Annotated in this window: 9 protein-coding genes and 2 CRISPR repeat arrays; of the genes, 8 read left to right on the top strand and 1 reads right to left on the bottom strand. The window is 42.3% G+C overall.

The window, feature by feature from the left end; all coding sequences use genetic code 11:
- Nucleotides 1–739: 739 nt before the first annotated feature.
- A CRISPR array of direct repeats spans nucleotides 740–2,322; the repeat unit is 35 nt; unit sequence CTTGAAACGTAGCGACTCCCGGTAACGGGACTGAA.
- Nucleotides 2,323–3,717: 1,395 nt separating this feature from the next.
- Nucleotides 3,718–3,915 (bottom strand): hypothetical protein, encoded by a 198-nt coding sequence (locus tag F7734_RS64880; RefSeq protein ID WP_155753101.1) that lies wholly within the window; start codon nucleotides 3,913–3,915, stop codon nucleotides 3,718–3,720.
- A gap of 161 nt (nucleotides 3,916–4,076) precedes the next feature.
- Here F7734_RS64880 and F7734_RS57565 point away from each other — a divergent pair, with 161 nt between their 5' ends.
- The 8 genes from F7734_RS57565 to cas2 all read left to right on the top strand — a co-directional run bounded on the left by F7734_RS57565 (nucleotide 4,077) and on the right by cas2 (nucleotide 11,402).
- A complete protein-coding gene (locus F7734_RS57565) occupies nucleotides 4,077–4,220 on the top strand; it encodes a hypothetical protein (RefSeq protein ID WP_155753100.1) in 144 nt (47 codons plus the stop codon).
- A gap of 34 nt (nucleotides 4,221–4,254) precedes the next feature.
- Nucleotides 4,255–6,126 (top strand): hypothetical protein, encoded by a 1,872-nt coding sequence (locus F7734_RS57560; protein ID WP_155753099.1) that lies wholly within the window; start codon nucleotides 4,255–4,257, stop codon nucleotides 6,124–6,126.
- Between the two features lie 226 nt (nucleotides 6,127–6,352).
- Nucleotides 6,353–7,315, top strand: a complete 963-nt coding sequence (locus F7734_RS57555) for a DevR family CRISPR-associated autoregulator (RefSeq protein ID WP_155753098.1) — start codon at nucleotides 6,353–6,355, stop codon at nucleotides 7,313–7,315.
- On the top strand, nucleotides 7,296–8,090 hold the full coding sequence (locus tag F7734_RS57550) for a hypothetical protein (RefSeq protein WP_243147612.1): 795 nt from the start codon (nucleotides 7,296–7,298) through the stop codon (nucleotides 8,088–8,090). The genes F7734_RS57555 and F7734_RS57550 overlap by 20 nt, the downstream gene beginning before the upstream one ends.
- Nucleotides 8,068–9,135 carry a CRISPR system precrRNA processing endoribonuclease RAMP protein Cas6 gene (gene cas6, locus F7734_RS57545; protein ID WP_155753097.1) on the top strand — a complete coding sequence of 356 codons (1,068 nt, stop codon included), beginning with the start codon at nucleotides 8,068–8,070 and terminating at the stop codon, nucleotides 9,133–9,135. Before F7734_RS57550 ends, cas6 begins: the two co-directional genes overlap by 23 nt.
- Entirely contained in the window at nucleotides 9,132–9,710 is a 579-nt protein-coding gene (gene cas4, locus F7734_RS57540; RefSeq protein WP_155753096.1) for a CRISPR-associated protein Cas4, read from the top strand. Before cas6 ends, cas4 begins: the two co-directional genes overlap by 4 nt.
- Before the next feature lie 241 nt (nucleotides 9,711–9,951).
- Nucleotides 9,952–10,929, top strand: coding sequence for a type I-D CRISPR-associated endonuclease Cas1d (gene cas1d, locus F7734_RS57535; protein WP_155753095.1), 978 nt, complete (start codon nucleotides 9,952–9,954; stop codon nucleotides 10,927–10,929).
- Nucleotides 10,930–11,108: 179 nt separating this feature from the next.
- The gene (gene cas2 / locus F7734_RS57530; RefSeq protein WP_155753094.1) at nucleotides 11,109–11,402 is read left to right on the top strand and encodes a CRISPR-associated endonuclease Cas2; all 294 of its coding nucleotides are present in this window, start codon (nucleotides 11,109–11,111) and stop codon (nucleotides 11,400–11,402) included.
- Nucleotides 11,403–11,621: 219 nt separating this feature from the next.
- A CRISPR array of direct repeats spans nucleotides 11,622–12,253; the repeat unit is 37 nt; unit sequence CTTGAAACGTAGCGATTCCCGGTAACGGGACTGAAAC.
- Nucleotides 12,254–12,350: the final 97 nt, after the last annotated feature.

The following is a 12,350-nucleotide window of genomic DNA, read 5'->3' as shown; positions in this document are numbered from 1 at the left end:
CCGTGTTTTCGAGACGCTCGAGGTTTCTATTTGAGTAGAGATCCTCTTTTCTAAGTTAATATATCTTAGTTTCAGTCCCGTTACCGGGAGTCGCTACGTTTCAAGTCTAGCTGCGTTCAACATTGCGTTAAGCGATTCGCGGCGTTTCAGTCCCGTTACCGGAGTCGCTACGTTTCAAGCGAATGGTTAGCAACTCAGGACATAAACGGTGATGCGTTTCAGTCCGTTACCGGGAGTCGCTACGTTTCAAGTCTTATTTGCTTACTTAATTGCGATACTCGCCCGATAGTTTCAGTCCCGTTACCGGGAGTCGCTACGTTTTCAAGTAAAGTGTTAAGCGCTTAACAGGAGACAAGCATGAGGTTTCAAGTCCCGTTACCGGGAGTCGCTACGTTTCAAAGTTTATTTGTTAAGGCTAAAAAGAAAAGGTGAATTGGGTTTCAGTCCCGTTACGGGAGTCGCTACGTTTCAAGCAATTGGCTTTTCTGCTGCCATCTCTTCGGTGATGGGTTTCAGTCCCGTTACCGGGAGTCGCTACGTTTCAAGAAACATGAATTCGTCTGCATAAAAGCAGTCTTGATCAAAAAGTTTCAGTCCCGTTACCGGGAGTCGCTACGTTTCAAGGAAGTAGCTCGAACTCTAATGCGATCGGCTCCGATACGTTTCAGTCCCGTTACCGGGGTCGCTTCACGTTTCAAGTCCCGATCGCGGTGCGGAAGTGGGGATGCAAATTCCCCTTCTGGTTTCAGTCCCGGTAACGGGACTGAAACATTTTAATGGTTGAATACAGATTAAAAACCTTCTGTACTTGAAACGTAGCGACTCCCGTAACGGGACTGAAACCAGAAGGGGAATTTGCATCCCCACTTCCGCACGCGATCGGGAACTTGAAACGTAGCGACTCCCGGTAACGGGACTGAAACGTATCGGAGCCGATTCGCATTAGAGTTCGAGCTACTTCCTTGAAACGTAGCGACTCCCGGAACGGGACTGAAACTTTTTGATCAAGGACTGCTTTATGCAGACGAATTCATGCTTCTTGAAACGTAGCGACTCCGGTAACGGACTGAAACCCATCACCGAAGAGATGGCAGCAGAAAAGCAATTGCTTGAAACGTAGCGACTCCCGGTAACGGGACTGAAACCCAATCACCTTTTCTTTTTAGCCTTAACAAATAAACTTGAAACGTAGCGACTCCCGGTAACGGGACTGAAACCTCATGCTGTCTCCTGTTAAGCGCTTAACACTTTACTTGAAACGTAGCGACTCCCGGTAACGGGACTGAAACTATCGGGCCGAGTATCGCATTAAGTAAGCAAATAAGACTTGAAACGTAGCGACTCCCGGTAACGGGACTGAAACGCATCACCGTTTATGTCCTGAGTTGCTAACCATTCGCTTGAAACGTAGCGACTCCCGGTAACGGGACTGAAACGCGCGAATCGCTTAACGCAATGTTGAACGCAGCTAGACTTGAAACGTAGCGACTCCGGTAACGGGACTGAAAACTCAGAGATGTTCGCTTCCATCAGTGGGATGGAAACAACTTGAAACGTAGCGACTCCCGGTAACGGGACTGAAACCATGACCCCTATTGGGACGAGATTACTGCTGGCCCATCAGCTTGAAACGTAGCGCTCCCGGTAACGGGACTGAAACATATCCATATTGCCAGCGAACCCGGAAACATAAGTAGCTTGAAACGTAGCGACTCCCGGTAACGGACTGAAACTATAGTTGAATTACACATGTCATAGACGAAAGGCAGCGAAAGCTTGAAAACGTAGCGACTCCCGGTAACGGGACTGAAACGATAAAACCGATTTAAAAACCTTTTCACTGCTGCAGCTTGAAACGTAGGCGACTCCCGGTAACGGGACTGAAACAATCTATAAATAATCCTACTAAGCAATGTGAATCTTCTTGAAACGTAGCGACTCCCGGTAACGGGACTGAAACTTTGCTCTCCTAATATACTTCTCAAAGCTGCAATCATTCTTGAAACGTAGCGACTCCCGGTAACGGGACTGAACAATAATTAATATGGAATGCGATCGCCATTCTAGAACTTGAAACGTAGCGACTGCCCGGTAACGGGACTGAAACTTTGTTAGCGACGACTTCTAGTAGGGCACACTAAAGCTTGAAACGTAGCGACTCCCGGTAACGGGACTGAACTTTGACGCTGAAGCCGTAGCCGCACCCAACCCCCACTTGAAACGTAGCGACTCCCGGTAACGGGACTGAACTACCTACGTTTATGACTGGACTTCTTACCCATTGAGGCTTGAAACGTAGCGACTCCCGGTAACGGGACTGAAACCTAGAGTGGCTCCCCATCAATTCCTGAAAATTTTAATGTTCAGGCTTGATGGTTGGCATATATTGGCAATTTTTGTCATGATTAAATAAACTTAGCCAAGGTCAATAGTCAATGACGACGCTGAACATCTCTTTGCCTGAAGCAATGCGAGCTTTTTATTGATGAGGAAGTAGCCAAGGGTGGTTACAGTACTGCGAGTGAGTACATCCGCGATTTAATTCGTCAAGCCCAGAAAAGGCTGAAGAAAAAAAGTTAGAAGCAATGTTGTTAGAGGGTTTAGATAGTGGAGAACCGATTGAGGTGACAGATGAATGGTGGGAACGAAAAACGCGCTTCAAATTCTGCAAGGTTTCCACGGAAAAATAAATGACGAAGACGTATTATTATTACGGCTAAAAGCAAGCGAAGATATTGATGAATTGTTTTGCTTATATTGCTCAAGATAATTATGATGTAGCATTAATTTTTTTTGATGCAACCAGGTTAACTTTTTCCTAATTAATTGATTGTGATTTATTTTCAACATGGGCTCATCAGTATTCCATACATAAGGATTTTAATATGACTACGTGTTTGAAATACGGTGGCTATTTTTCTAAACAAAATACACTTTAGAAATGAATCTGTGGATTTAATGGTATACTATCACTGGTTAGAACCGGACAAGCCCGCGCTCCCCCGCCCCGAAGACTCCGCGATGCCGCATGATTCGCAACGAATTCCTTAAAGTTTGGCTTATTTTATACCTAATTTTTTAAAAGTAAATATACTTAAGAATTAGTATAGTTAGTAAATTAAATCTATTTGGTTGAGATATTGGTGATATTTCTTTTTCCCTAGCGATTACTTCAATCCTAAAAAAGCGGATGCAGCGTACTCGGAGCAAGTTGCTTGTATGCAAAATGCTGGGTTTGCAACTGGAGTTATTTCTTTAGAGTCGTTAGGGACAGGTTCGTCAAAGATTATTCCAGTCCCAACTTCTGGTTCAAAGTTGTTTATCGGGGTTTGATGCTCTCGCCCGGAGATTATGAATTATTAGTTTAATGTCGTAGAAATTACAGGGCAAGTGTTTTAACTTCTTTTGGCTGAGTATCTAGCTACACATTATTTGATTAATTGGTATCCGCTAATTACTGATTTAACTCCAGAGACTAAATTTTATTCGTCGATGATGATTTAGAGAACCAGTTAAACCAACTTGGCTGGAATGGATTTTTTATCAAAAGATTATGTTAAGTCTCTCAAACCTCAGTTGGTTCCATAATTAATCAACCAGAGCAAATCAAAACAGTAGTAGCCGAGATGCAAAAATTTCGAGGCACGATTTGAAGGAGGTATTTGTGTGCGGCGGATTGAAGATTTTTGTAAGAGAAACTGAGAAGCGTTACTTTGTTTATCTGGTAACCTTTTGCTGCTTCAGCAGATGAAGAAATTCCAGAGATTGTTTTTGAGTGCGCCAAGCGGATTGAGAGCGCAGTTTTTTCTTCTGTTGATGTAGTAGAACATAGCGATGGCACTCAGCGAATCGTAGAAATTGGTGATGGGCAGGTGTCAGATATTGTTGGATGGACGGCTGAACGTTTTTGCTCAAATTTGGATTGACAGCTAACAACCCTCCAAGCGTGACTGCTCAGAGAAAGATATTGTTTTGAGTTATAAGTCTGAGTAAGAAAAAAAACTAAGCAATAAAATTTTAATCTGCTCAAAACCTTTATTTATAAACCTTTCAAGAGCCAATACTAGTAAACTTCTTTGCGTAGTCGTGGTTTTAAAGCTGGGGGAGCAGGGGTAGCTGGGGTGGTTGGGGTGGTTGGGGGAGAAAAACTGCGATCGCAACTCGCTACAAAAATAAGGCGATCGCAACCGGAATACCCCCTTTCCATAGCCATGCTATAAATAATTAAGCAAACAACTCAAGGCTCCAGTCCCGATGACAGAGCGATTAATTATTACTAAAACGTTCAGTAGTTACGCTGATGCATTTTTCATGTTGGGTTTAGCCCGACTTGCCGAATATGCTTTGCATAAAACAAAACAAAAAAGTTCAATTCAATTGATAGATAGAGGTACAGCCTATATTCTCCAATTCAAACAGCCTATTAATATCGAACCCATCACCAAAATCCGTTATGCTGACCCTTTTCCTGTGGTGAAAGGAAAAAACACTGATACCAGCAAAATTCCCCCAGATGTGGAAATTTTTGATACGGTAGAACAAAGCAATACTCGCAAGCTTTATCGAGATTTTCTCTTCCAACAACGAGGAAAAATCGAAAACTCAGAGGAAGCACCCAAACCACCGGATTCGCGCACTCAAAATGGTGTGTTCCTCGCACAAATGCGTTGCGATCGCAATCATAATGACCTATGGATGGGTAGTTGGGAATTGCAGGAAAACTATGGTGCTTTCATTGCAGCACTTTTTGAGGGTTTTAGTCAGGAAGATGGGGGAGTTGAGAAGGTTGCAAAAATATTCCAAAAAAACACGGGTCGCAAATTACCAAGTATGGAGAGTGCTGTGAGAGTTTATTTACCAACCTCTGTACTAGGAGCGAACCGCATTAAAGCCGATAGCAATAAATTCGAGTCGCAAAAAGCAGATTGGTTGAGTTTGTGGTTGGTTGCTAGCGGGTTATTTCATTATGGAATTGCTGAGAGGGTAAAAATACGCGATCGCGTTTTTGATTGGAGAGTTGTAGCACTGCAACCCCATGATATCCAATTCCAAGACTATTGCAGTGTCATTAAAAAATTGCTTGTATATAACCCACCAGGAGCAGGACATGGAATTGCTCGATTTGATGCAGAGTTAGTACTGCGGTTCTGTCAGGAATTGCTCAACCACCATTCTATTCCCGAAAAAATCGGAGAACCGGAAAAGTCAGACGATGATTTTGATGATTTTGATATTTCGGCTAAACCCGTCAATAAATTTGTCAGCAACTTTGCAGGAACTAATTTTAGCTCCAAAGGACAGGTTTATGCATTCAAAGAACTTTTTAGCTTGGGGCTTCCAGCTTGGATACATCCCCACAGTAAAGATGAATTGTATGAGTATCTAAATATCTTGGAAGAGCATCTTAGAATAGTGCATTTTCTATCAATTGACGAGGGAACTAGCGAATTACTTGCAGCATACAGGGATTTTATTACCGGGAATGATTTATATCAATTTTTCCGCTTCCAAGTCAGCTATGCTGATTACATCACAAAGAAATTAGCCGATGGGAAATCAAGAGTTTCTTTATTCTCAAAACAAGGAATCGATGTTATGGTGAGAAATTTTAGTGGGAAATTGCGACAAAATGATAGTGATTGGAGCTTAACAGAAATAACTACAGATTCAGGCTTTTTAAATATCGCTAAAGCCATTAATAGTGCCACAGTTTATGCTGGAACTATTCACAACAAGGAAGGAAAATCAAAGGAAACTGGATGGGAAAGAATCTATGGATTAGCACAAAGGTTGAGCAGTCAATCAGGTTCAAAAAAAGATTTTATTATTGAAATAAGTGCATTTTTAGCCAGCTACGAAAATGAAAATTTACGTATTGACGAAGAACTCAGAAAACAGAAGAAGCCCCGCCGTATTTGGACAACCAAAGATGATTTGGATCGGCTGATTAATTTAATTGAGCAACACGGCTCTAGTTTAGTAGCCAATCTCTTAATCGCTTACGGATATGCCAAAGGTTGGTCTAAAGGTAAAGATAACGAAGGAGAAGATAAACAACCTGATGAAATGTATGAAGAAGGCGAAGATATAGAAGCTGAAATTGATAGCGAAACCGAAGCAGCATAAGAGAATGTTTGAAAAGTGGTTGTCTGTCATTTTCATCACATTATTACCCCCCTTAATCCCCCCTTGTAAAGGTGGGAAAATAAGATGAATCTGGTTCCCTCCCCTTTCCAAGGGGAGGGTTAGGGTGGGGTAAAAAAATATTTGATACATCAATCATGACTTTTCAAACATCCTCTAAAAACACCATCATCTAATCTACAATTCATAATTCACAAAACAAACCAAAATGTCCAACCAAAATTTCTCAGTTTATTCCCTCTCCGTTAGCGGTTTGCTTTCCTGGCAAATTCACGCCCTCAATAACGAAGGAAACGAAGGTAATCAATCATTAACCCGTCGTTTTTATATCATCCAAAAAGGTGGAAATGAACCCGAATATGTTAACGGTGTTTCTGGCGATATGCTCAAACATATTCAAGCCGAACATTTACACCGCATCTCTTTAGAATCTGGTTTAAGTTTGTCAGCAGGCGGAAAACAATTGAATCCCGATCGCATTGGATACGATATCGAGAAAAACCTACCTATCTTTACCGACAAAGATACAGATTTAGCCACCAAAACCGCCAAAATTCTACAACTTTGCACCATTAGCGATTTAGAAGGGTTTATGGTGACAGAAAAGAAAGGACAAACTCTCAAACGAGAATCAGTTATTGAATTTGGTGCAGTTGTTGGTTTACCCACCTACGTCAAAACCCAAAGCTATTTCCATGCTAAATACGGTATCGACAATCCTACCCCTTACAACGTCCAAGTCAGTTCCGGGTTGTATGCAACCGTCCTCAATGTGGAAGCATTCCGTATCGGTTACAATCCCCACAATTTTAGCTACAGCATCCACGCAACCCAACGCAAACAACGCTTAGACGCACTCCTCAAAAGTATTCTTTACACCTACATGCAACCCAACGGAGCCAAACGCAACACCCATTTACCTCACCCCGACTATTTTGAAGGAGTCATCACCATTAGTACCCGTCGCTGTCCCGCACCCATGTTAAGCCCGTTGGAAGAAAGTTACAACCGTCAAATTCTCAGCTTGGCAAATACCTTAAATAACCTCAATGGTGAAGGGACAATTCGCTGCTTTGAATTCGATTCAATGGCACAATTCGCTGAACAAATTCAAACCATCATAGAACAAGGACAACCCTGGGAGAGCGAAAATGCCGAAGCAGTCGAATAATCCAAACTCCCCTATCTTACGAGGAGAGAGGTTAGAGAGCATATGGTTGACAGTCTCATACCAACCCGTGAGCTTATTCACCCTCAAACGTTCTGATGCAACCAGTATGGCAGCTCGTTCTAACCTGGTTCCCACACCCTATGCAATTAAAATGGCACTACTCAAAGCCTTACTTGAAAGCCAGGGGAAACAACACCAGGACAATTTTGATACCTGGATAAAAAGGGAATTTACCTGGATTCGGGATTTGCAAATATATATCCTCCCACCAGCACAACTAGTAGTCAATCGCAATGGTTATAAACTCCGATACTTTGACCAAACCGCAGATAAAGCCGACAAAAGTAGAACTACCTTCCCCATGCAAGACGGGTTTGTATTTCGAGAATGGATACATTTACAGGGAGAATTGCAAATTTATGTAGGAATTCATGAAGATGAGTCAAATAAATTACAAGATAAGCAACAAAATAAGTTACAAGAATTAACCAAACTTTTTGCCCAAATCAACTACTTTGGTAAAAAAGGTTGCTTCTTTCAATACTTGCCCGACCGTACCCAAACAACAAACCAACCTACTTTTATCCCCAATCCTAACAACAGTTTTACCATCCAACCAATGGATGATTTTGGTTCAAAAACCACCTTCAACCGGATAAATCCCTTTTCTAACGACAAAGCCCAACTCGGCAAAGATAGAATCATCAAACCAGGATTTTTACCCTTAAAACTTCGCTCTACGAGTGCCCGTTATGACTTCTACCAAAGAGACTGATACTCCAAAAACTACGAATTTCTGGCTCAATCAACCAAAAACAGAACCAACTTTCGCCGGACTAAGTGTAATTCTACGCCCCACTCAAATAAACACCGCTCCAGTTAACTTAAGCGAATGGCTACAACAGGAAGATATTCATGATGATATTAACCCCATCTGGATACCCCTACGCAAAACCGATGGCGTGACAAAAATTATGCCTGTACTGCCACACGCAAATTTATACGACAATTGTATGGGGATGCTGTGGAGGCAAATTGCGCGTAGTAATCTGGTTGAATGGCGACAAAGACTTTATGAAATCAGTGGTGTGGAAGTTAATTCCGATTCCCTTCACAGAATTCAAATCGCTGTTAATTCAGTTCAACCCTTTCCTCCCACTGTAGCACGCGCTATCCATGCATTGTGTTTTCGCTGGTTTGCCAACACCAGCCCAGAATTAGCCGAAATCATACACCAACAAGAAACCCTACCCCTAACAACTGGATGGGAATATTGTTCTCCTAAAAAAATCCTCCTCAAAATCAGCTTGTTGCAAAAAGAATTACTCGCTCCTTTATTGTGGGGAATGAATGCAGACTTAGGGCAGGAAATGACCCTAGCAGGAATTCCTTGTAGAATGGAAGGCTGGATTGACATTACCCAAACAACTAGCTTCGAGAAAATTGCTCAATTACCAGCCCAAAATACTATCGATTTGCGATTTCTCTCCCCCACCAGCTTCAAACAAGTTAAAAACGTCCAACCTTTTCCCCTACCCGACTTGGTTTTTAACGGATTATTACGACGTTGGAATGTATTTGCACCAGAAGCCTTAAAATTCCCTAAAGTCGAATGGAATGTTATTATTTCCGGCTACGAACTGAAAACCTACGCCATGAAAATGGAAGGCGGAGCGGAAATCGGTGCTGAGGGATTGGTTCGATATAAATTTGCAGACAGCGAACAAGCCAGAATTGCCACTATCTTAGCCCACTTTGCCATATTTGCTGGAATTGGCAGAAAAACTGCAATGGGTATGGGACAGGTTGAAATCGCATGACTGAAAATTATTTACCCCTGGCGTATCTTAACGCTTGGGAATATTGCCCGCGCCGATTTTACCTGGAATATGTGCTGGGGGAAATGGAAGATAACGAGCATATTATTCTAGGTCGCCATTTACACCGTAATATTAATGAGGAATTAGCGATCGCCGAAGGGGATACCATAATTCGCCAACAACAATGGGTATGGAGCGATCGCTTGAAAATTGCCGGAATTATCGATGCGGTGGAAGAGTCAGAAGGGCAACTTGTGCCAGTGGAATACAAAAAAGGCAAGATGGCACAACACCTCAACGATCATTTTCAACTCTGTGGTGCTGCTTTATGTTTGGAAGAACGCACCGGACGCAGTATTACTTACGGTGAGATTTTTTACCATACCAATCGCAGACGACAAACCGTAGCCTTTACCCCAGAACTACGACAAGCCACAGAGAATGCCATAGCCCTAGCTCAACTTGCTGCTACGAGAGAAATGCCGATACCAATTGACAATACCAAAAAGTGTCAATCCTGTAGCTTACAGAGAATTTGCCTACCTTTTGAAGTCAAAGCATTGCGTTCTCAATAGATGGATCGTCATTTGTTATTTGTCATTGGTCATTTGTAAGGGTTTTAACATATTTACATATTTTTACATAGTTCGGTTTTTTCCTACCTACCTATTTATGTATTGGGAGCATCTTGTTACCTTGCTTTAAGTAAACATGCATAAGATGTTTTGTTTTTATTTAGACAAATGCAAGCAAGATCCCGCACCACCCAATACTGAGTCCACAATCTAAAATCCAAAATCCAAAATCCAAAATCGCATGACTGTAATTTACGTTACTCAACCTGAAGCAGTTTTAAGTAAAGTCTACGAAGCCTTCACCGTCTCTCTCAAACAAGAAGATGGTTCTTGGAAGAAAAAAACTATACCAGCCCAAACTGCCGAACAAGTTGTTCTCATGGGCAATCCTCAAGTGACGGGAGATGCTCTGGTATACGCTCTAGAATTGGGGATGCCCGTCCACTATCTTTCTTTTGTGGGTAAATACTTAGGTTCTGCTCTTCCTGGATACTCGCGTAATGGTCAATTACGATTAGCACAATATCGAGTTTATCATGACCCTACCCAGCGTTTGGAACTAGTCAAAGCCATAGTGACTACAAAAATTCACAATCAGTACAACGTTCTCTATCGCCACAATCAACGGGACAATCCCCTCAAAGAACGGAAAAATCTTGTTAAAAATCAACAAACCATTGACCAAGTGAGGGGAGTCGAAGGTTTAGCAGCAAGGGAATATTTTGCCTGTTGGCAAAAAATGGTAGGTAAACAATGGACATTCAATGGACGCAATCGCAATCCACCCACCGATCCAGTCAATGCTTTATTGAGCTTTTCCTATGCTTTGCTGAAAACCCAAGTCACTGCAGCCGTTCATGTGGCTGGACTTGACCCCTATATTGGTTATTTACACGAAGTCCACCACGGACAGCCATCAATGGTATTGGATTTGATGGAAGAATTTCGCGCTCTTATTTCCGACAATATCGTGTTGGGAGTATTGAGCAAACGGGAAATTCAACCCCAGGATTTTACCGAAAGTTTAAGTGCATACCGCCTTTCTGATGCTGGAAGAAAGACTTTTTTAGAAGCTTTCGAGCGAAAAATGAAGGATGAGTTTACCCATCCAATCTTTAATTATCGCTGCACCTACCGACGAGCGATCGAGCTTCAAGCCAGGTTGCTAAGTCGCCATTTACAAGAAGGGATTTCCTACAAACCACTTGCTTTGCGGTAGTCGATGAAAGGCGATTGGACAAAGCCCACGCTTCGCGATTAGACAAAGCCCACGCTTCGCGATCGCGATTTTGGCTGTAGGAGCCGAAAAGTTTTTTTTATCCAATGCGGGTAAGCTTGCCCTAGAACGAACTGAAGGGATGCCCACACCACACAAAATATCTAACTTTTCAAACCTCAATGACAACACTATTTTATTTGATTATTTACGATTTACCCGACAACAAAGCGGCAAACAAGCGTCGAAATCGGTTACACAAAATGCTGAGTGGTTATGGAAATTGGACGCAATACAGTGTGTTTGAATGTTTTTTAACTGCGGTAAAATTTACCGAGATGCAAATCAAGATTGAAAAGTTAATCAAACCAGAGGAAGATTCAGTGCGGGTGTACGTACTTGATGCAGGTGCAGTGAAGCGAACTATTACCTATGGTTCGGAAAAGCCTCGACAACAAGAAGCAATTATTATATAGTTGGTTAGTAGCTTTATGTTTGGCAGATCAAAGCGAGGGCTAAAACCTGGGGGGTTCTGCCAAAACAGCCAGAACCTAGACAAATTAATAGTTACAGCGTTTTGATATTCGGTACTATTGATAGTTTATATCAATAAGCGAGGCTGAAATGTGGTCATTTTTTCGATCTGCCAAAACTGCTTGTAGAATCCTTGTTCTGTAAGGTTTTTAGATGGCGGACTTGAAACGTAGCGATTCCCGGTAACGGGACTGAAACGTTTAACTAAAGGATTAGCAGATAAATCTTCAGCAGCTTGAAACGTAGCGATTCCCGGTAACGGGACTGAAACCTAGCCAATAATGAAACACCCATCAGACCTAGAGTAGTCCTTGAAACGTAGCGATTCCCGGTAACGGGACTGAAACACGCAGGTTACGCTATCGTCTATATACCCTATAGAAACTTGAAACGTAGCGATTCCCGGTAACGGGACTGAAACCATCTTCTGGTGAAACTGAACCTACCATCAGGCTTGAAACGTAGCGATTCCCGGTAACGGGACTGAAACAGATTCAAAGCATAACTGGGAAGAATGCTTTCAAAAAGTCCTTGAAACGTAGCGATTCCCGGTAACGGGACTGAAACCCTTGGACGTTCCAAACTGGGGGTTACAGCGCAACGCTGGGGGCTTGAAACGTAGCGATTCCCGGTAACGGGACTGAAACCACATCACACATCTTAATTATCATGCCTAGAATCACTTGAAACGTAGCGATTCCCGGTAACGGGACTGAAACTTTTTCTAAAATAAGCAAAGGAGATCTGCAATGGACACTTGAAACGTAGCGATTCCCGGTAACGGGACTGAAACATATCATGTCGCTTAGACAGAACAGAGATAAAAAGAGTGTAAACGTATACAGAAAAGACAACGGGAGGGAGAAAAAAATAAGTGGTGGGGAGGAGGT

This window comes from Scytonema sp. UIC 10036, from assembly GCF_009725235.1.
The sequence above is the reverse complement of the archived record's forward strand: the minus strand, read 5'-3'. Positions and strand labels throughout refer to the sequence as shown.